Raw genomic sequence first — 23,102 nt, 5'->3', positions numbered from 1 at the left:
GCGGCGGCACGCGTGCCGCCGCCCCACGTCCTCGGCTCAGGACGGCCGGCCGCCGAACGCCCAGTCGTGCACCTCGATCTCGGCGTACCGGTCCGGGGTCAGGACGGCGCGCGCCTCGTCCGGGTCCGAAGCCCGGACCAGCGCCGCCGTACCCAGCCACGTGACGCCGTCGTCGGAGAGCAGCGGCCCGTACGCGATCAGGTCGGTCCGGTCGTGCGGCGCGTCGAGGTCGGCGGCCTGCCCCGCGCCGAGGCCGAGCACCAGGTAGCGGCTGCCACCGGTCCGGCCCCCGGGGAAGTCCCACATGGTGCGGCCCAGCGTGTTGCGCCACCGACGCAGGAGCACGTCCCGGTAGGCGCCGGCCTGGTAGTTGGGCTCGTCGAACGCGAATGCCCGGGCGGCGGCGGGATCGGGCAGGTCGAGGATGTGCACGCTGCCCGTGGGGCTGGCGCCGTCGGCGGTGAGGGTCGGGCCGCGAGCGATCATCTCCGCCGCGTACCGGTCCATGTAGGACCAGTGTGCTTCCAGCAACTCCTTGCGCAGCGGCGAGGAGCCGGGCCGGTCGCGGTGGTAACAGAAGAACTCCATGCTCACATCCTCGCCTGCCTCCGGCGGGCGGCTGACCTGGATTCGACGGCTGCTTCAGGTGTCGCAGCCTCGGGACGTACGGCCAGCGTGGATGGCCCGCACGAAGCCGACGTCGCGCCTTCGCATGCAACGAGGCGGGGCGGCGGCATGTCGCCGCCGCCCCGCCCTGTCCCTCCGTCCGTCAGGCCGGGGAGCCCGTCACGGTGAAGAGACGGGTACGGCCGATGTTGTCGAACGAGCCGAAGCCGACCCGGCCGGAGCCGAAGGTGGTGTCCTTCGCGGTCAGCAGCGGATCCTTGTGCCCGTCGACGTAGACGGCGATCTCACCGGTGGCGGGCAGGTGCACGACGCGCACCTTGTGCCAGTCGGCGTCGGTGATCGCCGGGTTGGCGCCGCGGGACCGCCCGTTCCACTGGTGGTCGATCCGTTCCCGGTCGGCGTTGTTGACCTTGAAGATGCCGTTGTGCGGGTAGATCGTGTTGTCGGTGGACAGGTGCGCGTAGTAGTACTGCGTGTCCGACTGCCAGCCGAAGACGATGATCACGTCCCGGTTGGTGACCTCCACCGGAGTGTCGAGGCGCACCCGGGCGTCGATCTGGACCGACGAGAAGGCCGGACCCTTGTTGAGGATGGCGTACTCGAACGGCCGGCGCGGGCCGGGGCGGCTCACGCCCGCCTCGGCGAGGATGACCTCGTCGCCGTCGAACTGCCACTTCGACGGGGTCACCGGCGTCCAGTTCTGCGCGCCGCCGGTGTGGACGACCTTGGTGTGGCCCACGTCGCCCTCCGCCACCTTCTTCGTGCCGACCACCTTCCAGATCTTCCCGTTGGCCTTGGCCAGGATGTAGAGCTCACCCTCGGCGTCGGTGCCGAAGCGCAGGTCGACCCGGTTCGGGTCACCGGGCGCGCCCGGGCTGGACAGGTCCTGCATGCGTACCAGGTCGCCGGCGGTGGTGTACAGGGCGAACCGGTGGATCGGGGCGAGCCCCGTGCCGCGGCGCATCTCGTTCGCCTCGGTGTAGAGCACCCGGCCGTCGACCAGGTCACCGAAGACGTACTTGCCGATCAGGGCCGGCACCGTGTGTCCGCGGTAGACGAACCCGCCGGCCACCGCGACGCCGACATCCGAGGTGCAGTTCCAGCCCGGGGCCGGGTCGTGGTCGTACGCGGCGACCGGGTAGGTGTAGCCGTACTTCGCGTCGTCGGCCGGCAGCGGGTAGAGCTTGTCGCACGGCTTGGTCGCGGTCTTGTCGAAGACCCAGTTGCCCTCGCGCTCGCTCCAGCCGAAGTTGTCCCCGGCCTGGACCTCGTAGATGGACTCGACAGCGTGCTCGCCGATGTGGCCCAGGTACATCCGGCCGGTGGCGCGGTCCCAGCTGAACCGGTGCGGGTCGCGGAAGCCGACCGCGTAGATCTCACCGAGCGCGCCGTCCCGCCCGACGAACGGGTTGTCGGCCGGGATCCCGTACCGGCCGTTGGGGGCGTTGGTGCCGCGCGGGTCGATGCGCAGCAGCTTGCCGTGCGGCATGCCCATGTTCTGCGGGTCGCCGTTGCGGTAGCCCTGCCCGCCGTCGCCGACGGCGAGGTAGAGCATGCCGTAGTCGGGGTCGCCCGGCTTCGCCGTCGGGTTGAAGTTGATCTCCTGGACGCCGTGGATCTGGCCGCCGAAGCCGATCCGCAGCACCTCGCGGTGGGTGCCGGAGAAGGTGTCCGCGGCCGGGTCGGTGGCCGTCCACTCGGTGATCACGGCCTGGTAGATCGTGTTCGGCTGGGCGTAGTCCGGCGTCCGGGTCGCCAGCGAGGCCTGCTCGGTGTGGATGGTGTAGAAGCGGCCGTTGCTCCCGAACTCCGGGTGGAAGGCGACGTACCCGAAGCCCTGGCCGAGGCCGCGGCCGGAGAAGAACTGCGGCGCGAAGGTGGCCGCCACGTCGAGGTAGACGTGCGGGGTGCCGTTCTCCACGAGGTAGAGGTTGCCGTTCAGGTCCGGCACGGCCCGGCGGCCGGAGCCGTCGGGCAGCTCGCTGATCGTGTTGATCCGGGCCTTGCGCACGAGCCGCGCGTCGACCGGCGTGGGGTTCGGCGTGGACTGCGGGAAGCTGGCGTACTCCTGGAGCACCAGCCCCAGCTGCGACTGGATCTGCGACTCGGGGATCGGGTCGTAGACCGCGCCGTCGGCCCGGGCGGGCGCGGCGACCAGGGTGGACAGGACGAGGGTGGCGGCAGTGACCCCGGCGGTGACTGCGGCTCTGCGGAGCCTGCCGGTGCTGCCAGCGCGAATGAACACGCGGGTTCTCCTTCTCGGTGGGACGGTCCGAGGAACGGTCAGCGGGCCATGTAGCGGTACTGCTTGGCGATGTCGCCCGCCGGGATCACGCTGTCGAGGAACATGAGGCCGTCCATGCGGCAGTCGCACGGGTTGCGTTCCAGGTTGTTCTGCGGGAAGCTCCCGCCGATCTTGATGCCGCGGGAGTCGGTGTTGCTGGTGACGTGCGGGCCGGGCCCGTTGAGCTGCCACGGGTCGCCGGCGGTGGTGTAGAAGCCGTCGACCGGCTCGCCGTTGCGGTAGAGCGCCATGGTGCCGCTGGTGAAGTCGTAGGTGGCGGCCAGGTGCACCCACTCCCCCTTGGGCAGCAGGGTCCGCCAGTCCTCGTTGGCCGCGAAGGTCTGCGAGGCGCCGCCGTCGACGCGGCGGCCGAGGGCGACCAGGCGCAGCTGGCCGCTGACGTCGATGAGCTCCAGCAGGGCCCGCACGCCGTGCCCGTCGGAGTCGCCGGTCAGCACGCCGGCCAGGCCGATGGCGTTGTACCGGTCGGTCGGGTTGGCGGTGACGGAGTTCAACGCGGGGCCGTCCATGTCCCGCTTGAACCAGCCCATCACCGTGGTGCCCTCGGCGCCGCTGAACGCGCGCAGCGTCCGGACGCCGCTGGAGGACCAGATGCCGGCCTTCCAGTCGTCGTTGCCGGCGACCTCCGGGTTGACCTGGCGGGTCTGCAGCGCGTCACCGCTGCCCTTGTACGCCGTGTCGGGCACCCGCATGGCGGTGCCGCCGTTGACCAGCTCGATCTCGGTGCCGGACCGGCCCAGGTCCCGCTCGAGCGCGGGGTCGCCGTCGACCGGGTGGTCGAAGTCGTAGAAGGCCACCAGGTGCGGCCAGAGGGCGGGGTGGACGTCGTGCGGTCCGGGCCGGTCGGCGCGGGCGGGGCTCGCGGCCGCGGTCAGCGCCAGCGCCAGGGCGGCGGTGGCGGCGAGGGCGGCGCGTCGGGACTTTCTCATGGGGAGGTGCTCCCTTCGTCGGTGCGGTGATGGCGGTGACGAAAGCGCTTACGTACCGGGCGGGGATCGGGTGCCCGGATTGGAGTCGGGGTGGGTCGGGACAGGACGGTCCGCCGTGGGGCCGGCCGGACCACCGAGGCGGTGTCACGCTTACGAAAGCGCTTACGTAAGCGCTTTCGTACCCTAAGCTGTGCCCTACGCCACACGCAAGAGCGCGGCGCGGATCAATGCCTGCCAGGAGTTACGCATGCCCCGACCCGGACCACGGTTGCGTCTCGTCGACGTCGCGGAACGCGCCGGCGTCTCGCTGGCGACCGCCTCCCGCGCCCTCGCGGGCCGCGAGGGCGTCAGCGAGGAGGTGGCCCGGCACGTCCGGCAGGTCTCCCGGGAACTCGGCTACGTCGCCAACCCGTACGCCCGCACCCTCGCCGGCGGGGCCAGCACCACCGTCGGCCTGATCGTCCACCAGATCGACGACCCGTACTTCTCCGAGATCGCGAGCGGCGTCCTCCAGGTCGCCGCCGAAGAGGGGCTGCTCGTCCAGATCGCCCACTCCGGACGCGACCCGGAGAACGAGCTGCGCCAGCTACGGCACCTCATCGCCCAGCAGGTCGGGATCATCCTCATCGCCGGCTCGGGCTACGACGACCCGCGCGTGGAGGCCGAGGCGCGCGCCGAACTCGCCGGCTTCCAGCGTGCCGGTGGACGGGTCGCCGTCATCGGACGGCACGCCCTGGGCGTCGACGCCGTGGTGCCGGACAACGAGGCCGGTGGCCGCGACATCGGCGCCCACCTGCTGTCCCTCGGCCACCGGCGGATCGCCGTCGCCGCCGGCACCCCGGGCCTGACCACCGTGGCCGACCGGCTCGCCGGGGTGACCGCCGCGCTCGCCGCGCACGGGCACTCCCCCGACGACCTCGCCGTCGTCCACTCCGACTTCACCCGCGACGGCGGCCGGGTGGCCACCGAGCGGATCCTGCACTACCACCCCGACCGCACGGCGATCATCGCGCTCAACGACGCCATGGCGATCGGCGTGCTCTCCGTGCTGCGGTCCCGCCGCATCCCGGTGCCCGAGCGCGTGTCGGTGGTCGGCTTCGACGACGTGTCGGTCGCCGCCGACCTGGCGCCCAGCCTCACCACCGTCCGGCTGCCGATGACCGAGATGGGGCGCATGGCGCTGACCCTCGCGCTGAAGCCAAAGGCGACCCGGCCGCGACGGCGCTCCACCGGTCACACGCTGATCGTCCGCGACTCCACCGGCCCGGCGCCCGCGCCCGGCCGCTGACCGGGAAGGCCCGGAACACTCCCGGGGCATTCCCATGGTCACCTCTGGCCGTCACGAACCAAGACGTTTCTGGTCGGCGATGTATTGCGAGATCACCGCGAGGGGTGCTCCGCCGCACGAGCCGGCGAAGTACGACGGGGACCACAGGTGCCCGTGCATGATGGCCTGGTTGACAGGGCCGGTGAACTCCTTGCGCAGGTAGTGCGTCGAGACGCCCTTCAGTCGGTTGACCAGGGTGGAGATGGGCAGTTTGGGCGGATAGTGTACGAGCAGGTGGACATAGTCCTCTTCCCCGTTGAACTCGCGTAGCTCGGCGCCAAGCCCTTCGCACACGTCCCGCATAACCTGCTCACAGTAGGTGAGCATGGCGTCGTTGAGCACGTTCTGTCGATATCTGGTGACAAAGACAAGATGTACGTGCAGGTTGTATACAACGCTGCGACCTCTACGAACGTCCGGATCAGGGACCCATCTAGGTGACACAGACAAGACGGTAGCATCGTGTACTGTGGACCACATGACCACCAAGGCGACCAAGCCCGCCGATGTCCACCCCCGCGAGGTGGCGAAACGGCTGGGAGTAAGCCGGGGAATGCTGCGACGATGCGGACAGGACTTCAGTCGGACCGTCGAGCAGATCGCCGATCTACTCAGCGAGAAGCCGCAGTGGCTGATCGACGGGCAAGCAGCAACCGCCGCCAGGAAGCAGCAGCAGCGTAACGCCGCCGCCCTGCGCGAGAGCCACCACCACCAGGAGTCGGACCGCGCCCAGCGGATGCTGTGGGCATACAAGGACGGCCACGCCGGGTGAAGATCGTCGTGCAGGTCAGGTTGTTCCCCGACGCCGCCCAACAGGCGGCGTTGCGGGCCACGTTGAACCTGTGCAACGCCGCCGCCGACCTGGCCTCGGCCGAGGCGTTCCAACGGCGGGTGTTCGCCAAGCATTCGTTGCAGCGGCTGACCTACGGCCGGTTGAAGGACATGGGGTTGTCGGCGCAGCCGGCGATCCACGTGGCCCGCAAGGTCGCCGGGGCGTACGCCACCCTGAAGGCGAACATCCGGGCCGGGAACCTCGGCAGGCCCGGCTCGAAACGGCGAGTGAAGGCCGAGAGCAAACCGATCACATTCCGCCGGGACGCGGCGCAGCCGTTCGACGACCGCTGCCTGTCCTGGCAGCTCACCGACCACACCGTGTCGATCTGGGCCGTCGGCGGCCGGCTGAAAACGGTCCCGTTCGCGTGCTCCGACGCCCAGCTCGCCAACCTGACTGTGCACCGCAAGGGCGAGTCCGACCTGGTGTACCGGGACGGCAAGTGGTACCTGTACGCCACCTGCGACATCCCCGAGGTTGAGACCAAGGAACCGGACGGGTTTCTCGGCGTCGACCTGGGCATCGCCAACATTGCCACCACCGACGACGGCACCCGGTTCTGCGGCAAAGGGCTGAACCGGGTCCGGCACCGCAACCAGCGCCTGCGCGCCAAGCTCCAGAAGATCGGCACCAAGTCCGCCAAACGGCTGCTGAAGAAGCGGTCCCGCAAGGAAGCCCGGTTCGCCGCCAACACCAACCACATCATCGCGAAACGCATCGTGACCGACGCCGAACGCACCGGCCGCGGCATCGCCCTGGAAGACCTGGGCGGCATCCGCGACCGGGTACGGCTACGACGGCCCCAGCGGGTCGCGCTGCACTCGTGGACGTTCCACCAGCTCGGCACGTTCGTCGCCTACAAGGCGGACCGCGCCGGCGTGGCCACCGTCTACGTCGACCCGGCATACACCTCGCAGGGCTGCTCGCACTGCGACTACATCGCCAAAGCCAACCGGCCCAACCAATCCACGTTTCGGTGCACGTCGTGCGGCTTCGCTGAGCACGCCGACGTGAACGCAGCCCGCAACATCGCCAAGCGCGGCGTTGCCAGCTGGGCAGCAGTCAGCCTGCCGAACGCGGCGTGATCTCGTGCTCATCACCACGAGCCATCACGATCCGCAAGCTCGGTCCTATAGGGCCGAGAAGCTGACCCTCAAGAGCCACCGCGACGACCCGACGTACGCCGACGTGGTCTACGTGGAACGGGCCATGTCCCGCGGCGGCTGGCGGCTGCCGCGGTCCCCGCTGTCCAGCCCGTACCGCCCGGGCCCGGACGGCACCCGCGACGAGGTGATCGAGAAGTACCGCGCGTACATGCTCGGCCGGCCGGACCTGCTCGCGCTGCTGCCCGATCTGCGCGGGCGCCGGCTGGGCTGCTGGTGCGTGCCCGAGCGCTGCCACGCCGAGGTGATCGCCGAACTCGCCGACGCGCCGCCGGAGTCGAAGGCCGGGACATGATCCCGAGCCTGATCCTCCTCGGCCTCCTGCTCGGCCGCTGGTGGTGGTTGCCGCTGCCGCTCGCCGCCGTCGGTTGGCCCGTCCTGCTGGTCGCCATCGGGACGATGGACATCACACCGGACCTGGTCGCCGCGGCCGGGCTGGCGGTGGTGAACGCCAGCGTCGGTGTCGCGGTCCACCAGGGCATTCTCCGGTCCCTCCGGCGACTACGCCCGCCGATCGACCGCTCTGCCCGCGGCCGGTGAACGGCCGCCGGCGGTGAACGGGCGCGGCGGTGAACGAGTGCCGGTCGGTCAGCCGAGCTTCTTGCGCAGGGTCTCGAACGCCAGGTCCGGCCGCAGCGGCACGCCGAACCGCTCGTCGCCGTACGGGAACGGGCTCAGCTCGCCGGTGCGGACGTAGCCGCGTCGCTCGTACCAGGCGATCAGGTCGGCCCGCTGCGTGATCACGGTCATCCGCATCTCGCCGCCGTGCCACTGCTCCCGCGCGTACCGCTCGGCCTCGGCCAGCAGATCCCGGCCCAGACCGCCGCCCTGCGATCCCGGCGCGACCGCGAACATCCCGAAGTAGACGTGGTCGTCGCGGCGCTCCAGGTGGCAGCAGGCGACGATCTCCGGGCCCTCCTCGACCACCAGGACCGTGCCATCCGGGCCCGACACCGCCTCGGCCACCATGTCCGCGTCGGTGCGCTGCCCGGCGAGCAGGTCGGCCTCGGTGGTCCAGCCGGCCCGGCTGCGCTCCCCGCGGTATGCCGACTCGACCAGGTCGACGAGGGCCGCCACGTCGGCGGGGCGGGCGGTGCGGACGGTGCGCGGGCTGGTCATCGGCGGTCTCCATGGTCACGGCGGCTCACCGGGCCAGCCTACGCAGCCCGCCTGACGAGGGACGATCGGCGGGGCATCCGGGACGGCCCCGACGTGCTTGACTGCGGCATGGAGTTGCGCCTCGGTGAGCTCGACCTGCCCGCCACCCTGGACCTGCCGGCCGGGCCGCCCCGCGGCGGCCTGGTGGTGCTGCACGGCTCGCACGCCGACCGACGGTCGTACTTCCTGTACGAGCACCTGGCCAGGCTCCTGCCGCCGGCCGGGATCGCGGTGCTGCGCTACGACCGACGCCCCCGGCTGAACGGGAACGACGTGCCGCTGACCGCGCAGGCCGACGACGCGGCGGCAGCCCTGGACGTGCTGCGCGCGCACGTCATCGACGTTCCGGTCGGGTTGTGGGGGTTCAGCCAGGGCGCCTGGGCGGCGACGCTGACCGCCACCAGGCACCCGGTCGACTTCCTCGTGCTGGTCGGGTGCAGCGGGGTCAGCCCTGCGGCCCAGATGCGGTACGGCACCGCCGAGCAGTTGCGCCGGCACGGGTACGGCGAGGCCGACCTCGCCGAGTTGGACCGGCTGCGGGGTGTCGCGGAGGGGTTCCTGCGTGGCGAGGTGCCCCGGGCCGCCGCCCAGGCGGAGCTGGACGTCGCCGTGCGGCAGCCCTGGTTCCCTCTGGTGCACCTGCCCCGCGAACTGCCCGACGCCCCAGGCGGCTGGGTCGACATGGACTTCGACCCGGAACCGGTCATCGCGAAGGTGTCCTGCCCGGTGCTCCTTTGCTACGGCGAGACCGACGGTTGGACGCCGATCGAGCAGAGCCTGGTCGTGTGGCGGCGCGCCGCACACGACGCGGAGCTGACCGTGGCCCGGCTGGCCGGCTGCGACCACGCGCCCACCCTCGGCGGACGCGACGACCTGACCGGCGTCAGCCCGGACTACGAACGGATCCTGCTGGACTGGCTCGGGCGCCGGGCCGTGCGGTGACGGCCCGGCGCCCGCCGGGTCAGCGGCTCTTCTGCTGGCAGGGCACGCAGAAGCGGGCGTGCGGCACCGCCTCCAGCCGCTCCACCGGAATCGGCGCGGCGCACCGGTCGCAGCGGCCGTAGCCGCCGTCGGCCATACGGCGCAGCGCGTCGCCGATCTGCCCCAGGCTCTGCCGGGTGGCCGCGATCAGCGCGGCCCGGGTGTGCGCCTCGCCGGGGTCGCCGGTGTCCGCGGTGAGTTCGGTCAACCGGGCCGTCTGCGCCGCGAAGTCGTCGGTCAGCGTGGCCCGCAACCGGGTGAGGCGGTCGTCGTGCAGGTCGGTGCCCATCTGGATCCCCTTCCAGGAAAAGAAAAAGGCCGAAGCCGTAATGGCTTCGCCCTGGGTGGCCGTACGCGGATGAACGGGGATCCGGGTGGGCCACGGTCGGTGGGGATCGGGCTCGGCAGGCCGTGGATGGGCGCGACGGAGCGCACGCCCGCCGGTCGGGCGGGCACCGTCTCGGGACGCCGGCGGTGGGCAGCAGCGGGCGCCGCCGTGGTGACGGCGGTCGCGGACAGCAGCCCGGCCGGATACATCCGCCCACCATAGGCCAGGCCTCGCGGTTCGCCAACGACTTTGGCCCGTTTCCGTCCGGTCCCGCGCGACCCCCGGAGGCGGCCGTTCGGCCGGTCCACCGCCGCCGATCGGGCCGGTCGCCGGGCCACCCGGACGAACCGGATGTCCGGCCACCGACAGGCCCGTTCCCCCGGCCCCGTGAGCTGCGGTATTCGAGAGGTGACCCTCCGCACCACACCCCGGACGAAGCGGAGCGCCGACGTGTGGATCACCACGGGAACAGCGCCGGAGACCGTACCCCCGCACCGGGCCGGCTGGCGGCTGCGGCTGCTCGGCGGCTTCGCGCTCGACCGCGACGGCGAGCCGGTCGCCCTGCCGGCCACCGCGCAGCGGCTGGTCGCCTTCCTGGCCGTGCGCGGCGCGTCGGACCGGGCCCGCACCGCGTGGTCGATGTGGGCGAGCAAGCCCGAGGAAAGGGCCTCGGCGGACCTGCGGACGGCGCTGTGGCGGCTGCGCAAGGCCGCGCCGGGTTTGCTCGCCGACTCCACCGGCGCGCTCGCGCTGGCCGCCGGGGTGACGGTGGACACCCGCTCCCTCACCGGCTCGGTCGACCCGGCGTTCCTGCGCCGGCACGCCGCCGAGGGCTGCCCCGACCTGCTCCCCGGCTGGTACGACGACTGGGTGCTCATGCACCGGGAGCTGCTGCGGCACCGGGCCCTGCGGGCCCTGGAGGACGCCGCCGGGGCGGCGATCCGGGCCGGTGAGCCCGCCGCCGGGCTGGGCTGGGCGCTGGAGGCGGTCGCCGCGGACGCGTTGCGGGAGAGCGGCCACCGGCTCGTGCTCACCGCGATGCTGGCCGACGGGAACGTCAGCGACGCGCTGCGCCACGCCGACCTGGTGGTCCGGCTGCTCGCCGAGCAGCTGGGCGTGCGGCCGTCGCCTCAGCTCATGGCGTTGATCGAGGAGGCGCGCTCCCGGTCGGCGGTCGCCACCGGGCGGGCGCGGGGGTAGGCGTCGAGCAGCGCGGCCAGCCGCGGGTCGGGTTCCATGTCCAGTTCCCGGGCCAGCAGCCGGCGGTAGGTGTCCAGGCCGCGGCGGCCCTCCACCCAGTTGCCCTCGGCCAGGTGCGCCTCCAGCAGCACCCGCTGGGCGCTTTCCCGCAGCGGCTCGGCCCCGGCGGCGGTGAGCGCCACCTCGACGGCCTCGGCGCAGCGGCCGGTGGTGAGCAGGTGCCGGCTCATCGCCTCCATGCCGTGCAGCACCCGCTGGCGGACCCGCTCCCGTTCGGTGAGCACCCAGTCGTCGTACCAGCCGGGGAGCAGGTCGAACAGGACCCCGCCGGTGGGCAGGGCGGACAGGTCGGCCCCCGCCGGGCGGCCGGCGATCAGGCGACCGGCCCAGGCGGTGACGAGGTCGATGTCGACCAGCACGCCGGGGCGGAACGCCAGGTGGTGCCGATCCACCCCGATCAGCTCGACGTGCGCCTGGTTGAGCCGCCACAGCGCCGAGCGCAGGTTGCCGGCCGCCCGGGAGTCCGGGGCGTCCGGCCACAGGGTGGCGGCGGCGTGGCCCCGGTCGAGGCGGCGGCGGTGCAGGGCGACGTAGACGAGCAGGCGCTTGCTGCCCTCCGGCACGTCGTACCAGCGGGAGCCGTGGCTGACCCGGACGTCACCGAGCAGCCGCAGCACCGGACCGGACGCGGCCGGCTGGTCGGCCACGAGGGCGTCGACGAAGTCGGCGGTCATCCGGGACCTCCCCTGCGGCGCGGGCCTGGCCCCGGCAGGGTAGAACGCGCTGCGTCACCCCGGCGTCACACCGCGGCGGTCCTCACGGGGTGACGTCCCGGCCGACCAGGATGTCCAGCCGGGCCGGTTCGGCGGTGTCGTTGGTGAAGGTCAGGCTCGCGGGGTCCGCGCCGAGCAACCGTGCCGCCCCGGCACCGAGGAAGGCGTGCGCGCCGTCGAGGGCGATCGCCGTGCCGTCGATCTCGTACGACAGGTCCGCGCTGGGCGTGGCCGGCACGATCAGCACCATTCCCACCCGCTCCGTGCCGGCGGGCACCAGGTCCACCTGCTGGCTCTCCCCGGCCGCGATCTCGACCGAGACCTTGTCGTACGCCTCGACGTCGACGACGCCGGTGGCCGCGATCTGCGGCCCGTGCGCCACGCGCACCTGGAGGCTCCAGTTGATCTTCTCGGTCATGGTCCTTCCCTCGGTTCGGCGGTGGCGTCACCGCTTTCGGTGACCGGCGAGGATCTCCACCAGTCGGCTACGCACCACCTCGACGACCGCGTCCGGCGAGGTCACCGCGCGGCTCTCCGGCCGGCCGCCGGCCAGGTCGACGCAGCTCGTCACCAGAGCACGGAAACCCAGTTCGTCCGGCCGGTCCTCGAACCACACCCGGACGACCAGCACCCCACCGCGGTCGGGGTCAGGGACTGTCACGGGAGCGCCTCCGGAACGGGAGTCAGGTGCGCGGGCCGGCCCAGCGTGCCGCCCGTTCGTCACCGGCGCGTCGCCCGATGCGTCACCGGGGACAGCGGCCGCAAGGCCCCGAGGCAGAGACGCGGGCCTGCGAGCGTCACTTCTGCCGGTACGCCGTCCAGACCACGAGGCTGAGCCCGAGCGCGCCGGCGAAGGCCATGCCGGCACGGAGGATGGCGTCGGGCAGACCCGTACCCGTCCGTGACCGCTGCGTGCAGTCACCGAGTCCACCAGGAAGGACATGCCGTCGGTGACCATCTCGCGCATCCTGTCGGACCGACACGGCCGGGTGACGGCGCGGTGACGGGCGGGCGGCACAGTCGCGCCAGCGGCGTACGGCGCGCCCGTGGAGAGTCGAGGAGTCGTCATGGCGGCAACGCTCAGCCATCCCGGGGTCTACATCCAGGAGATACCCGGCGGCAGTCGCACCATCACCGGCGTCGCCACGGCCGTGGCCGCGTTCGTCGGGCGGGCGCTGCGCGGGCCGGTCGACGTGCCGGTGGCCATCTCCTCGTACGCGGAGTTCGAGCGCACCTTCGGCGGCCTGTGGCGGGACAGCGGCCTCGGCTACGCGGTGCGCGACTTCTACCTCAACGGCGGCAACCAGGCGGTGATCGTCCGGCTGGCCCGCGACGCCATCACCGCGCAGCTCGACCTGAACGGTGCGCTGACCCTCGACGCGGTGGGGCCGGGCGGCTGGGGCAACGGGCTGCACGCCGAGGTGGCGCACGCGGCCGGCGAGGAGGCCGCCACGGTCGCCGACCAGCAGGGGGTGGACGCCGACGAGCTGTTCCACCTGACCGTGCGGGAGGGCCCGGCGGAGAACCCGGTGCTGGTCGAGACGTACCCGAATGTGACCCTGGTGGACGGGCCGCGGCGGGTGGACACCGTCCTGGCCGCCTCCCGGCTGGTGCGGGTCGGCACGTCGCCGGCGCTGCCCGGCACCGGCCGTCCCGACGCGGGTACCTACGACGTGGACACTGCCGACGCGGCGGTCACCGGCACCGACGGCGCCCACCTGACCGCCGCCGAGTACACCGACGGCGGCGCGCTGGAGGCCACCAAGCAGGGCATCTACGCGCTGCGCGACGCCGACCTGTTCACCCTGCTCTGCCTGCCGCCCTCGGTGCCCGATCAGGCGCTCGACGACACCGTGTGGGCCGACGCGCTGGACTTCTGCGTACGCCAGCGGGCCTTCCTGCTGGTCGACCCGCCGCCCACCGAGACCGCCGACACGGTGCGGACCTGGCTCGGGGCGCGCGGGCTGACCGCCAACGGCCGCAACGGCGCCCTCTACTTCCCCCGGGTGCGCCGGCCCGACCCGCTGCGCGACGGCGCGGTCCGCGAGTTCGCGCCCTGCGGCGCGGTCGCCGGGGTGATGGCCCGCACGGACGCGGCGCGCGGGGTGTGGAAGGCGCCCGCCGGGGTGGAGGCGGCCCTGGCCGGGGTGACCGGGCCGGCGCTGGCGCTGACCGACGGCGAGAACGGCAACCTCAACCCGTACGCGGTGAACTGCCTGCGCACCTTCCGGGCCACCGGGACCCTGGTGTGGGGCGCGCGGACGCTGCGCGGCGCGGACGTGCTCGCCGACGAGTACCGGTACGTGCCGGTGCGGCGGCTGGCGCTCTTCCTGGAGGAGACGCTGGTCCGGGCCACCCAGTGGGTGGTGTTCGAGCCCAACGACGAGCCGCTGTGGGCGCAGGTCCGCGCGTCGATCGGCGGATTCCTCCAGGACCTGTTCCGGCAGGGCGCCTTCCAGGGCCGCACCCCGCGGGAGGCGTACTTCGTCAAGTGCGACAGCGAGACCACGACGCAGTACGACATCGACCGGGGGGTGCTGAACATCCTGGTCGGCTTCGCGGCCGTGAAGCCGGCCGAGTTCGTGGTGATCGGCATCCAGCAGCGGACCGCGGCCGCGGCGACCTAGGAGGGGCGGGCATGGCCGAGTTCACGGTCAACGCGCAGCGCTTCGACCCGTACAAGAACTTCAAGTTCCGGGCGAAGTGGGACGGGCGATACGTCGCCGGGATCAGCAAGATCGGCACGTTGAAGCGGAGCACCGAGGTGGTCACCCACCGCCACGGCGGCGACCCGAGCAGCAGCCGAAAGTCGCCGGGGCGCACCGAGTACGACGCCATCGTGCTGGAGCGCGGCGTCACCCACGACCCGGACTTCGAGCAGTGGGCCAACAAGGTGTGGAACTACGGCTCCGGGCTGGGCGCCGAGACGTCCCTGGCGGACTTCCGCAAGGACATCATCATCGAGATGTACAACGAGGCCGGGCAACTGGTCATCGCGTACAAGGTCTACCGGTGCTGGGTGTCCGAGTGGGTGGCGCTGCCCGAACTGGACGCCAACGCCAACGCGGTGGCCATCCAGAGCATCAAGCTGGAGAACGAGGGCTGGGAACGCGACTACACGGTGGCCGAGCCCGCCGAGCCGTCCTTCGTCGAACCCTGACCGTCATGACCACGCTGGACGACCCCGGCCGGCTCCTCGCGGTCTGGGAGGCCGCCGCGACCGCCCCGCCGGCCGCCCGCGGCCCGGTGCTGCTGCACACCGCCGGGCTCCTGCCCGACCTCGACGCCGCCCTGGACCTGCCGGTCGGGACGGTGGCCGCGCTCGCCGCCCGCCTGAGCGTCGACAGCTTCGGCGACCCGGTGGACGCCGTGCTCACCTGCGGCTGCGGCGAGGTCCTCGACGTGGCGCTGCCCCTGGACCGGGTGGCCGGGCTGCCGGCCGGGGACGAGGGCGCGGTCGCCGGCGGCACGCTGCGGGTCCGCGCCCCCACGACCCGGGACCTGCTGGCCGCCGGGCGGTCCGACGACCCGCTCGGCACGCTGCTCGCCCGGTGCGTCCGCGACGCCGACGGGCGGCCCGTCGCCGCGGGCGAGCTGACCGCCGACCAGCGGCGGGCCGTCGACGCCGCCGCCGAGGAACTGGCCGGCGCGGCGGCCGTGGTGCTCCGGACCCGCTGCCCCGGCTGCGGGGAGACCGTGGTCGCCGCGCTCGACGTGGCCGAGCTGCTCTGGGAGCGGATCGCCGGCCGCGCCCCGGCGGTGCTGGCCGAGGTGGCCACCCTCGCCGCGGCGTACGGGTGGGCCGAGGCCGACATCCTCGCCCTGCCGGCCGGGCGGCGGCGCGCGTACCTGGCCCTGGCCTCGGGGCGGGCGGCGTGAGCGGCGGCGAGGGCTTCTTCGCCCGGATGGCGCAGCGGGCCACCGGCCGGGAACCCCTCATCCGGCTCCGCACCCCGCAGCCGTTCGAGGCCACCTTCCCGGATCCGCCCGCCGACGTGCCGGCCCACGAGGCTCCGTCGTGGCCGCGGTCGCCCGCGCCGACGCCGACGCCGTCCCGGGGCATCCCCGACCGGCCGGCCGCGTTGCCCCTCGCGGCTACCAGCCACCGGGCACCGGTGCGGGCGGCGCCACGGGTCGCGGACCAGCCGGGGGCGGACCGGACGCCGCCGGCCACGCTCCCCGAGGCCGCCCCAGCCGTTGAGGACCGGGCCGCCGCGCGGGCGGAGCCGGTCGGCCCGGCGGGTCACGAGCCGGACACGGCCGTCCCGCGCACCGCCGCTCCCCCGCCACCCGCCCCGCCACCTGACGCCGGCCCGTCCCCTGACCCCACCCGGCCGGCCGCCACGGTGCCGCCCGCGCCGCCGGCCCCGGCGCCCGCCGCCCGGCGGCCCGCCCCCGCCCCGGTACGCGCCGCCGCACCCGACCTGGCCCGGCTGCTGCGGGAACGCCTCGGCCCGGCGCTGATCGCCCGCCGCGCCGTGGCACCCGGGGAACGCCTCGTCTTCGTCGACCGGCCGGCTCCGGCCAGCCCGCCGCCCCGGCCCGGCACCGCCGAGGTGCGCACCGGCCCGATCCGTCCCGCGCACACCCCGCCGCCCGGGACGGCCGCGGACGCCCCGCCGTCCGGCGACGTGCACCTGCACATCGACCGGGTCGTGGTCACCCGCGCGCCCGCACCGCCGCCGCCCGCGCCGCCACCCCCGGCGCCATCCACCGTGGACCACACCGCGTACCTCGCCCGTCGCCGGGAGGGCCGATGAGCAACGGCCTGGCCATCGCCGCGGTCACCTCGACCCTGCGGTACGTGCTCGAACGGGCCCTCGACGCCACCCACCCCGGGCCGGTCGGCGGCGCCACCGTCACCACCCTGCGCCCCAACCAGCTCTCCGACACCACGCTGGTCTCCGCGCCCGGCATCAACATCTACCTGTACGACGTGCGCCCCAACCACGCCTGGAACCTCACCGACCTGCCCACCCGCAGCCGCGACGGCGGCTTCACCCGCCGGCCGGTCGCCGCGCTCGACCTGTACTACCTGCTCACCTGCTACGGCGAGGCCGAATCCCTCGACGCGCAGCGGCTGCTCGGCCGGGCCGTGCTCGCCCTCGCGGTCACCCCGACGCTGACCCGGGACCTGGTCACCGCCGCCATCGACCTGTACTCCGACGACGTGCCCACGGCATTCCTCGCCGAGTCCGACCTGGCCGACCAGGTGGAGCGGGTCAAAGTCGCCCCGTACACGCTGTCGGTGGAGGAGATGTCCAAGCTGTGGGCCACCTTCGCCACCCCGCACCAGCTCTCCCAGACGTACGTGGCGACCGCCGCGCTGGTCGAGGCCGACGTCACCCCGCGCCGGGCCCTGCCGGTGCGGCAGCGCACCGTCACGGTGCTGGCCGGCGGCCCCGCCGTCCTGACCGCCCTCATCACCGACCCGCCCGGCGAGACCGCCGCCACCGGCGACCGCGTCGAGCTGCGCGGCGCCGGGCTGCGCGGCCGGCCCGGGCAGGCCACCCGGATCCACGTCGGACCCGCCACCCTCACCCCCGAGCCGGGCGGCACCGACACCACCCTGGCCGTCACCCTCGACGGCACCGTCCCGGCCGGGCTGCACGGCGTACGGGTCGCGCACGTCACGCCCGCCGCCGGCGGCGCGCCCGCCCGGGTCACCGCCGGCTCCAACACGCTGCCGCTGCTGGTGCGCCCCACCGCGTCGGTGGTGGACGGCCCGCCCGACATCGTCCTCGGCGTCGACCCGCCGCTGGTGGCCCGGCAGCGCGCCACCGTCCTGCTCACCCGGCTCACCCCCGGCCCGGCCGGGGAACCGGACGCGCTGGCCGTCCGGCTCGCCCCGCTCGCCCCGGACGCCGCCCCGCAGGACCGGATCGCCCTCGCCGCCGCCGACGTGCCCACCGGCGACTGGCTGGTCCGGGTGCAGGTGGACGGCGTGGAGAGCCTGCCCGACCTGGTCGGAGAGGTTTACGGCGCGCCCGCCCTGACCGTGCCGTGACCACCGCCGACCGGCGGGCCCGCCCGGCCGTCCCGTCCTGGGACGAGGCAAACCGGCTGGCGCTGGTGGCCGAACTGGACGTGCTGCGGGTGCGGCTCGTCGCGTACCCCGGCGAGGCCGACCGGGCGGAACTCGCCGCGGCCGAGGGGCGGCTGGCGGCGGCCCGCGCGCTGCTCGACCGGCCCACGGCGCTCGACGCGCTCGCCGCCGCGCTGCGGCTCACCGGCTTCGAGCGGGCGGTGCTGCTGCTGGCCACCGGTCCGGAGCTGGCCGGCGAGGTGGCCGACGAACTGACCGCCGCGCACGGGCAGCCCCGGCCCACCTTCGGCCTCGCCCTGGCCGTGCTGCCCGGCCCGCACTGGAGCGCGCTCACCCCGGACGGGCCGCTGCGCCGCTGGGACCTGGTGCGCCTTCTCGACCCGGACACCCCCACCGGCAGCCCGCTGGTCGCCGCGGAACGGGTGCTGCACCACCTCATGGGCGTCCGCTACCTCGAACCCGACCTCGCCGCCGTGGCCCGGCCCGTCCCGCCGCCCGCCCCGCTGCCGCCCGCGTTCGCCGCCGTCGCCGCGACCATCCGCGGCGTCTGGGAACACGGCCGACCCGCCGTGCTCCAGGGACCGCAGCCGGCCAACCTGCCGGTGGTCGCCGCCGCCGCGGCCGACGCCGCCGGCCGCGAGCTGCGGCAGGTCGCCGTGGCCGACCTCCCCTCCGCGGTACGCGACCGGGACCGGCTGCTGCGCCTGATCGGGCGGGAGAGCCTGCTCGCCCCGGCCGCGTGGGCGTTCGACGCCGACGGGGCCCGCCCCGAGGACACCCGCGCGCTGATCCGCGCCCTCGGCACGCTGCCCGCCCCGGTCGCCGTGCTCGGCGCCGTGGACACCGTGCTGGCCGACGGCGTGCTGGTCGGCGTACCCCGGTTGCCCATCGCGGAACGCGCGGCGGCCCTGGACGCCGCCCTCGACCGGCACCTGGCCGAGCGGGCGCCGGCCGACGCGGCCGCGGTGGCCGGGGTGTTCGACCTGGCCCTGCCCGACCTGGACCTGGCCGCCGGCGACGCCGCCGCCGGCACGCCGCTGTGGCAGGCGTGCCGGGCCCGCTCCCGCAGCCGCTACGGCGGGCAGGCCCGAGTGGTCCGGCCGCGCGCCGGGTGGGCCGACCTGGTGCTGCCGGACACCCACGTGGCGCAACTGCGGTCGCTGGTCGCCGCCGTGCACCACCGCACCCGGGTGCTGCACGACTGGGGGTTCGCCGACCGCAGCAGCCGCGGCCTGGGCACGGCCGCCCTCTTCGCCGGGCCCAGCGGCACCGGCAAGACCCTGGCCGCCGAGGTGATCGCCCACGAGCTGGGCCTGGACCTCGTGGTGGTCGACCTCAGCCAGGTGGTCAGCAAGTTCATCGGCGAGACCGAGAAAAACCTCAGCCGGGTCTTCGACGCCGCCGAGGACGGCGCCGCCGTGCTGCTCTTCGACGAGGCGGACACCCTGTTCGGCAAGCGCACCGAGGTGCGCGACAGCCACGACCGGTACGCCAACCTCGAGGTCGGCTACATGCTCCAGCGGATGGAGTCGTTCACCGGGCTGGCGATCCTCACCACCAACGCCCGGTCCGTGCTGGACCAGGCGTTCCTGCGCCGGCTGCGGATCGTGGTGACCTTCCCGTACCCGGACCGGGCCGCTCGGGAGACCATGTGGCGGCGGGCGTTCCCGGCCGGTGTGCCGGCCGACGTCGACCCGGAGCGGCTGGCCGCCGTGGACCTGCCCGGGGGCGGGATCGCCGCGGCGGCGCTGACGGCCGCGTACCTGGGTGCGGACGGGGAACGGATCACCGGGGAGCAGGTGGCTACGGCCACCCGGTGGGAGCTGGCCAAGAACGGGCGTTCCCTGGGCGGCCGCTGACCGTCGGTCCGCAGATTCAGGGTTCGAGTCCGCTCACTCCTCCGTAGGTCAGCGACCCGTCCGGGGCGCTGTTGCCGCCGTTGCGGGCACAGCAGCGAAGTACAGCATCAGCGCCCGCGGGCTGTGCAGGAGACGGGTGCCCGGTGGGGATGTCCGAGAACCATCGCAGCTATTCGGCGACGCGCAGTATCAGGGATCCCCTCCCGCTGGTTCGCGTCGCATTGATCGTCCAGCAACCGGCAGTGGGGAAGACCCAGCCGGTGCCCCACTCGTCGCCCGGCCGTTCCCAGTTGCTGCCGCCATGCGGCTCGGGACCCCAGACCGGCTTGACCACTTTCCCGTCGGGACCTGTGGCGCTGATCGCGAAGTCACCACTGCCGGTCATGCGCCAGACCACCTTGAGCTCCTTGCCAACCGCCAGCACAGGCTCCGTTGGAAACGGCAACGCCCACAGCGTTGCGCCCTCACCAGTGCCCTGCCGATCCTGCGGCACACCGGGCCCGGCCAACTGGGCGGTCGGCGGACAACCCGAGGATGTAGGCGGCGCAGGCTCAGCTACCTGCCGTTGTCCAGAAACGGATGCCCCGGGTGAGGGCTCGGATGGGGTTTCGGGTGTGGAGTCGCATCCAGCCATCACGATGACTGAGATCAGACCACACCAGCAGATTCGGATGGGGGGAAAACCCGAAGCCATAGGCGACCCTATCGCGGCTCTGCTGTGAGCGTGATCCCTAAAAGCCGGAGAGTCTTCCCGTTTCCCAACCAACAGAAAGCTGCAAGCTGAGACGAGCAGGTGATCTACTACGACAGCCGGATATCGTCTGATCTAGGGCATGCCGCGGCCCCGGGTCTCGCCGAGCAGCCGCGGACGATCGCGGACTGAGGCAGCAAGGAGTGGTAGGACCAAACGACAGCGAGCGTGACCACTGCTGGGCGGCTTGCCATCGGCCGTGACCTCGACCGGCATCAGTCTCCCGTCGAGCGGTCCGCCTAGAAACCACGACTCCGACGCAGGCATATGGGCATCATCCGATCCCACCTTGCTTGCCGCCGGTTCAACCCGGGGCGGGGCTGATGCTGGTAGGAGCAAGCCCGACTGGCGTTGGCCATGAGCCGCCGGGCGAGCGCAGCACAGGTTCAGGTGCCGGATCACCTGTTGCCTCAGCCCGCTCGCTGTGTCCGTCCTCCACGAGTCCTCTCCCCAGGCGCCCGTCACATTAGGTAGCAGCGCCGCACGGAGGGTGAATGTACACCGCCCAAGCTGATTGCTCCATCCATCACGGACGCTCATCTCCGCCTGATGGATCTTCCACGAGGTTCGATAGCAGGTCTTCCCTTGCTGCGGCCCTGAAGCCCCAGACTACCTTTCTCCACTGTTTGTCGTCATAAGGCTTGCCGTCTATCACGCTATCGATAAAGTCCAAGACCGTTGCGGCTTCTCCTTGAACCACTCTGGCCCCGATTAGCTGAATCATTGAGAATGCATTGAATGCTTCGGATCTTAGGCGCAGCAAATCGATACCAGCAGCGTCCGCGTCCCGCGCCTTTACTTGCATTCCTCTCCTAGCGTTGCCTGCGGCGACAGCGAAGTCCCCATACGATTCCCGTCGCTCACGGTGCCAGCGAAGGCGATCCTCGCGACGCTCCGCATCCCTGCGGAGGCGAGCTTCGTGTTCGCGATTCGCTGTAGCCTCTTTCCGCTGATATGCCAACGTCTTGCTCGTGTTGCGGATAGCAAAGACGAGGCCACCAAGGCCGACCGTTGTCGACCCAACCGCAGAAACAATCCCTGCAATGAATGTAGCGGTCGGCTGATCCATGCTAATTAGCTAGCCGAGGACCACGGCCCGTGGCAACCCTTCCATCGGGAAGGAGACTTAGACCTAACGTCAGTCATTGACATCAACGGTGGCGGCCGAAGCCCGACGAGCCCGGACGGGTGTCGCCTTCGGCCCGAACCCCGTGGAGTCGAGCGGAGGCGACTCTTGCCGGAAGCGCCTTACAAGCGAGGGGTCGGGGCGGGGCGGGCGTAGAGCCCGACATGCCAGTCGACGACGGCCAGATCTAAACCGTCACCAAACCGTCAAAGGCAGACCCGCGGCGACCAACGGAGAACATCGACGCCAAGTGTCCGGCTTCAGCCTGCCATTCGCGGACGAGCGCGATGAACGTGAAGCATTTCAAACAGCGGCAGCCGAGGCGTTGGACTTCGAGGACACTGCGAGCGGGCAGGACAGTGAGCTGTCGGGAGCCAGTCGCCGCCGTGGCGGCCGACAGCAACGCTGACAGCACCGAACCTGGAGCCGGCATGCCGGCACTCATAGGTTCAGGGTTCTCGTCCCGGCCGGCCCACCTGCGCCGTGCCGCGCGGAGCCGGGCCGCCGGTGCGGGAGATGCCGGTGAGTCCGGCGGCGTCGGCCACCCGCTCGGCGATGGCCGTGAGACGGGTCAGGTCGTCATGTTCGAGCTGATCGAACAGCACCCGGCGGACCGTCTCGACGTGCCCTGGCGCGGCGGCGGTGATGGCCGTGCGGCCGAGGTCGGTGAGCTGGACCAGGGTCCCGCGCCGGTCGGTCGAGCTTTCGGACCGCACGACGAGCCCGCGCTGTTCCATGCGCCGGAGCTGGTGGGCGATGCGGCTGCGATCCCAGCCGATGAGCGCGGCCAGATCCCGCACGCGCAGTGCTTCGGCGCTCTGGGAGAGCGGGACCAGGACGTCGTAGTCGGCGGGCGACAGGCCGGCCTCGGCGAGCTGACCGTCGATCGCCACGTCGAGCGCGCGCCGCATGCGCAGGAACGCGAGCCACAGGCGCTCTTCCTCGGGGTTCAGCCACCGCGGTTGGGTCACGCGTCACAGTCTACGGCGAATTGATGACACGTCAGCATCGTGTCGCTAGGTTTGCTGATACGTCAGCTACTTCCCCGAGGAAACGACGCATGCCTACCTTGCAGATCATCATTGCCAGCACCCGGCCGGGCCGGCTCGGCCTGCCGGTCGCCGAGTGGATCCACACCGCGGCGGTCAAGCACGGCGGCTTCGATCAGGTCGAGCTTGTCGACCTCGCCGAGTGGAACCTGCCGTTCATGGACGAGCCGAACCACCCGCGCCTGCGCCGCTACGAGCACCAGCACACCCGCGACTGGAGCGCCACGATCGACCGGGCCGACGCGTTCCTGATCGTGATGCCCGAGTACAACTTCGGCTACACCGCCCCGCTCAAGAACGCCATCGACTACCTCGCGCACGAGTGGGCCTACAAGCCGGTCGGCCTGGTCAGCTACGGCGGGGTCAGCGCCGGCACCCGCGCCGCGCAGATGATCAAGCAGGTGCTGACCACACTGAAGATGACGCCGATCCCCGAGGCCGTCCACATCCCGTTCGTCGCCCAGTTCATCGGCGACGACGGCGCGCTGCGACCCAACGAGACCATGGACGCCAGCGCCGAGGCGATGCTCGAGGAACTGGTGCACTGGACCGCGGCCCTGGCCCCGTTGCGAGAGCGGGCGCGGCAACATTCGGCCGGATGATCATGTGCGGCGTGCCGGGCGGCGCTTGACCGGCACGCCGTCCCCG

Annotated in this window: 26 protein-coding genes; 14 read left to right on the top strand and 12 right to left on the bottom strand. The window is 72.7% G+C overall.

Annotation, left to right across the window (positions count from 1 at the left end):
* Nucleotides 1-36 precede the first annotated feature (36 nt).
* The 3 genes from ABZW14_RS19950 to ABZW14_RS19940 form a co-directional block, all read right to left on the bottom strand.
* Complete coding sequence (locus ABZW14_RS19950; RefSeq protein ID WP_355348311.1) at nt 37-588, bottom strand: YciI family protein; 552 nt, start codon at nt 586-588, stop codon at nt 37-39.
* Between the two features lie 181 nt (nt 589-769).
* Nucleotides 770-2,872 carry a PQQ-dependent sugar dehydrogenase gene (locus ABZW14_RS19945; RefSeq protein ID WP_355348308.1) on the bottom strand — a complete coding sequence of 701 codons (2,103 nt, stop codon included), beginning with the start codon at nt 2,870-2,872 and terminating at the stop codon, nt 770-772.
* A gap of 38 nt (nt 2,873-2,910) precedes the next feature.
* Complete coding sequence (locus ABZW14_RS19940) at nt 2,911-3,861, bottom strand: LamG-like jellyroll fold domain-containing protein (protein ID WP_355348305.1); 951 nt, start codon at nt 3,859-3,861, stop codon at nt 2,911-2,913.
* 247 nt (nt 3,862-4,108) lie between these two features.
* Between ABZW14_RS19940 and ABZW14_RS19935 the strand changes: the two genes are divergently transcribed.
* Nucleotides 4,109-5,149 carry a LacI family DNA-binding transcriptional regulator gene (locus ABZW14_RS19935; protein ID WP_355348303.1) on the top strand — a complete coding sequence of 347 codons (1,041 nt, stop codon included), beginning with the start codon at nt 4,109-4,111 and terminating at the stop codon, nt 5,147-5,149.
* A gap of 51 nt (nt 5,150-5,200) precedes the next feature.
* Here ABZW14_RS19935 and tnpA read toward each other — a convergent pair whose 3' ends face one another.
* Nucleotides 5,201-5,632, bottom strand: a complete 432-nt coding sequence (gene tnpA, locus ABZW14_RS19930; protein ID WP_355348301.1) for an IS200/IS605 family transposase — start codon at nt 5,630-5,632, stop codon at nt 5,201-5,203.
* Between the two features lie 34 nt (nt 5,633-5,666).
* Here tnpA and ABZW14_RS19925 point away from each other — a divergent pair, with 34 nt between their 5' ends.
* The 4 genes from ABZW14_RS19925 to ABZW14_RS19910 are packed head-to-tail and all read left to right on the top strand — an operon-like array spanning nt 5,667 to nt 7,723.
* Nucleotides 5,667-5,960, top strand: coding sequence for a DUF5997 family protein (locus ABZW14_RS19925; protein WP_355348298.1), 294 nt, complete (start codon nt 5,667-5,669; stop codon nt 5,958-5,960).
* Entirely contained in the window at nt 5,957-7,105 is a 1,149-nt protein-coding gene (locus ABZW14_RS19920) for a transposase (protein WP_355348295.1), read from the top strand. The genes ABZW14_RS19925 and ABZW14_RS19920 overlap by 4 nt, the downstream gene beginning before the upstream one ends.
* A gap of 4 nt (nt 7,106-7,109) precedes the next feature.
* On the top strand, nt 7,110-7,478 hold the full coding sequence (locus ABZW14_RS19915; protein ID WP_355348292.1) for a DUF4326 domain-containing protein: 369 nt from the start codon (nt 7,110-7,112) through the stop codon (nt 7,476-7,478).
* A complete protein-coding gene (locus ABZW14_RS19910; RefSeq protein WP_355348289.1) occupies nt 7,475-7,723 on the top strand; it encodes a hypothetical protein in 249 nt (82 codons plus the stop codon). The genes ABZW14_RS19915 and ABZW14_RS19910 overlap by 4 nt, the downstream gene beginning before the upstream one ends.
* Before the next feature lie 48 nt (nt 7,724-7,771).
* Here the strand turns inward: ABZW14_RS19910 and ABZW14_RS19905 are convergent, their stop codons facing one another.
* Nucleotides 7,772-8,302 carry a GNAT family N-acetyltransferase gene (locus ABZW14_RS19905; protein ID WP_355348287.1) on the bottom strand — a complete coding sequence of 177 codons (531 nt, stop codon included), beginning with the start codon at nt 8,300-8,302 and terminating at the stop codon, nt 7,772-7,774.
* Nucleotides 8,303-8,410: 108 nt separating this feature from the next.
* Here ABZW14_RS19905 and ABZW14_RS19900 point away from each other — a divergent pair, with 108 nt between their 5' ends.
* On the top strand, nt 8,411-9,283 hold the full coding sequence (locus ABZW14_RS19900; RefSeq protein ID WP_355348284.1) for an alpha/beta hydrolase: 873 nt from the start codon (nt 8,411-8,413) through the stop codon (nt 9,281-9,283).
* A gap of 19 nt (nt 9,284-9,302) precedes the next feature.
* Here the strand turns inward: ABZW14_RS19900 and ABZW14_RS19895 are convergent, their stop codons facing one another.
* Nucleotides 9,303-9,611, bottom strand: a complete 309-nt coding sequence (locus ABZW14_RS19895) for a TraR/DksA C4-type zinc finger protein (RefSeq protein WP_355348281.1) — start codon at nt 9,609-9,611, stop codon at nt 9,303-9,305.
* Between the two features lie 489 nt (nt 9,612-10,100).
* Between ABZW14_RS19895 and ABZW14_RS19890 the strand changes: the two genes are divergently transcribed.
* A complete protein-coding gene (locus ABZW14_RS19890) occupies nt 10,101-10,850 on the top strand; it encodes a BTAD domain-containing putative transcriptional regulator (protein WP_355348279.1) in 750 nt (249 codons plus the stop codon).
* Here the strand turns inward: ABZW14_RS19890 and ABZW14_RS19885 are convergent.
* The 3 genes from ABZW14_RS19885 to ABZW14_RS19875 all read right to left on the bottom strand — a co-directional run bounded on the left by ABZW14_RS19885 (nt 10,781) and on the right by ABZW14_RS19875 (nt 12,284).
* A complete protein-coding gene (locus ABZW14_RS19885) occupies nt 10,781-11,584 on the bottom strand; it encodes a BTAD domain-containing putative transcriptional regulator (RefSeq protein WP_355348276.1) in 804 nt (267 codons plus the stop codon). The genes ABZW14_RS19890 and ABZW14_RS19885 overlap by 70 nt on opposite strands.
* 82 nt (nt 11,585-11,666) lie before the next feature.
* Entirely contained in the window at nt 11,667-12,041 is a 375-nt protein-coding gene (locus ABZW14_RS19880; protein ID WP_091308430.1) for a hypothetical protein, read from the bottom strand.
* 27 nt (nt 12,042-12,068) lie between these two features.
* Nucleotides 12,069-12,284, bottom strand: coding sequence for a hypothetical protein (locus tag ABZW14_RS19875; RefSeq protein ID WP_355348273.1), 216 nt, complete (start codon nt 12,282-12,284; stop codon nt 12,069-12,071).
* 406 nt (nt 12,285-12,690) lie between these two features.
* Here ABZW14_RS19875 and ABZW14_RS19870 point away from each other — a divergent pair, with 406 nt between their 5' ends.
* The 6 genes from ABZW14_RS19870 to ABZW14_RS19845 are packed head-to-tail and all read left to right on the top strand — an operon-like array spanning nt 12,691 to nt 19,528.
* Nucleotides 12,691-14,250: a phage tail sheath subtilisin-like domain-containing protein gene (locus ABZW14_RS19870; protein ID WP_355348270.1), complete on the top strand. Its 1,560-nt coding sequence runs from the start codon at nt 12,691-12,693 to the stop codon at nt 14,248-14,250.
* Nucleotides 14,251-14,261: 11 nt separating this feature from the next.
* Nucleotides 14,262-14,783 (top strand): phage tail protein, encoded by a 522-nt coding sequence (locus ABZW14_RS19865; RefSeq protein ID WP_091261579.1) that lies wholly within the window; start codon nt 14,262-14,264, stop codon nt 14,781-14,783.
* Nucleotides 14,784-14,788: 5 nt separating this feature from the next.
* Nucleotides 14,789-15,502 (top strand): hypothetical protein, encoded by a 714-nt coding sequence (locus tag ABZW14_RS19860; protein ID WP_355348267.1) that lies wholly within the window; start codon nt 14,789-14,791, stop codon nt 15,500-15,502.
* Nucleotides 15,499-16,383, top strand: a complete 885-nt coding sequence (locus ABZW14_RS19855; protein ID WP_355348264.1) for a hypothetical protein — start codon at nt 15,499-15,501, stop codon at nt 16,381-16,383. Before ABZW14_RS19860 ends, ABZW14_RS19855 begins: the two co-directional genes overlap by 4 nt.
* Nucleotides 16,380-17,630: a DUF4255 domain-containing protein gene (locus ABZW14_RS19850; protein ID WP_355348261.1), complete on the top strand. Its 1,251-nt coding sequence runs from the start codon at nt 16,380-16,382 to the stop codon at nt 17,628-17,630. The genes ABZW14_RS19855 and ABZW14_RS19850 overlap by 4 nt, the downstream gene beginning before the upstream one ends.
* Nucleotides 17,627-19,528, top strand: a complete 1,902-nt coding sequence (locus ABZW14_RS19845) for an ATP-binding protein (RefSeq protein WP_355348259.1) — start codon at nt 17,627-17,629, stop codon at nt 19,526-19,528. The genes ABZW14_RS19850 and ABZW14_RS19845 overlap by 4 nt, the downstream gene beginning before the upstream one ends.
* 169 nt (nt 19,529-19,697) lie before the next feature.
* On the opposite strand, the gene ABZW14_RS19840 is transcribed toward ABZW14_RS19845, so the two are convergent.
* The 3 genes from ABZW14_RS19840 to ABZW14_RS19830 form a co-directional block, all read right to left on the bottom strand.
* Complete coding sequence (locus ABZW14_RS19840; RefSeq protein WP_355348257.1) at nt 19,698-19,925, bottom strand: hypothetical protein; 228 nt, start codon at nt 19,923-19,925, stop codon at nt 19,698-19,700.
* Nucleotides 19,926-20,805: 880 nt separating this feature from the next.
* Nucleotides 20,806-21,348, bottom strand: a complete 543-nt coding sequence (locus ABZW14_RS19835; RefSeq protein WP_355348255.1) for a hypothetical protein — start codon at nt 21,346-21,348, stop codon at nt 20,806-20,808.
* A 506-nt stretch (nt 21,349-21,854) separates the two neighbouring features.
* Nucleotides 21,855-22,376, bottom strand: a complete 522-nt coding sequence (locus tag ABZW14_RS19830; protein ID WP_355348252.1) for a MarR family winged helix-turn-helix transcriptional regulator — start codon at nt 22,374-22,376, stop codon at nt 21,855-21,857.
* 89 nt (nt 22,377-22,465) lie between these two features.
* On the opposite strand from ABZW14_RS19830, the gene ABZW14_RS19825 reads away from it, so the two are divergent.
* On the top strand, nt 22,466-23,056 hold the full coding sequence (locus ABZW14_RS19825) for an NADPH-dependent FMN reductase (RefSeq protein ID WP_355348249.1): 591 nt from the start codon (nt 22,466-22,468) through the stop codon (nt 23,054-23,056).
* Nucleotides 23,057-23,102: the final 46 nt, after the last annotated feature.

This window comes from Micromonospora sp. NPDC004551, from assembly GCF_040609975.1.
GTDB lineage: Bacteria > Actinomycetota > Actinomycetes > Mycobacteriales > Micromonosporaceae > Micromonospora.
Note: the sequence above shows the minus strand (reverse complement) of the source record. Positions and strands in the feature narration are given on the sequence as shown.

Bases quoted from the DNA above. Each gene is read 5' to 3' on its own strand.
- ABZW14_RS19900 (WP_355348284.1), top strand. From the start codon at position 8,411: ATGGAGTTGCGCCTCGGTGAGCTCGACCTGCCCGCCACCCTGGACCTG.
- ABZW14_RS19885 (WP_355348276.1), bottom strand. From the start codon at position 11,584: ATGACCGCCGACTTCGTCGACGCCCTCGTGGCCGACCAGCCGGCCGCG.
- ABZW14_RS19935 (WP_355348303.1), top strand. From the start codon at position 4,109: ATGCCCCGACCCGGACCACGGTTGCGTCTCGTCGACGTCGCGGAACGC.
- ABZW14_RS19850 (WP_355348261.1), top strand. From the start codon at position 16,380: ATGAGCAACGGCCTGGCCATCGCCGCGGTCACCTCGACCCTGCGGTAC.
- ABZW14_RS19910 (WP_355348289.1), top strand. From the start codon at position 7,475: ATGATCCCGAGCCTGATCCTCCTCGGCCTCCTGCTCGGCCGCTGGTGG.
- ABZW14_RS19825 (WP_355348249.1), top strand. From the start codon at position 22,466: ATGCCTACCTTGCAGATCATCATTGCCAGCACCCGGCCGGGCCGGCTC.
- ABZW14_RS19835 (WP_355348255.1), bottom strand. From the start codon at position 21,348: ATGGATCAGCCGACCGCTACATTCATTGCAGGGATTGTTTCTGCGGTT.
- ABZW14_RS19950 (WP_355348311.1), bottom strand. From the start codon at position 588: ATGGAGTTCTTCTGTTACCACCGCGACCGGCCCGGCTCCTCGCCGCTG.
- ABZW14_RS19865 (WP_091261579.1), top strand. From the start codon at position 14,262: ATGGCCGAGTTCACGGTCAACGCGCAGCGCTTCGACCCGTACAAGAAC.
- ABZW14_RS19940 (WP_355348305.1), bottom strand. From the start codon at position 3,861: ATGAGAAAGTCCCGACGCGCCGCCCTCGCCGCCACCGCCGCCCTGGCG.
- ABZW14_RS19905 (WP_355348287.1), bottom strand. From the start codon at position 8,302: ATGACCAGCCCGCGCACCGTCCGCACCGCCCGCCCCGCCGACGTGGCG.
- ABZW14_RS19925 (WP_355348298.1), top strand. From the start codon at position 5,667: ATGACCACCAAGGCGACCAAGCCCGCCGATGTCCACCCCCGCGAGGTG.
- ABZW14_RS19895 (WP_355348281.1), bottom strand. From the start codon at position 9,611: ATGGGCACCGACCTGCACGACGACCGCCTCACCCGGTTGCGGGCCACG.
- ABZW14_RS19880 (WP_091308430.1), bottom strand. From the start codon at position 12,041: ATGACCGAGAAGATCAACTGGAGCCTCCAGGTGCGCGTGGCGCACGGG.
- ABZW14_RS19870 (WP_355348270.1), top strand. From the start codon at position 12,691: ATGGCGGCAACGCTCAGCCATCCCGGGGTCTACATCCAGGAGATACCC.
- ABZW14_RS19860 (WP_355348267.1), top strand. From the start codon at position 14,789: ATGACCACGCTGGACGACCCCGGCCGGCTCCTCGCGGTCTGGGAGGCC.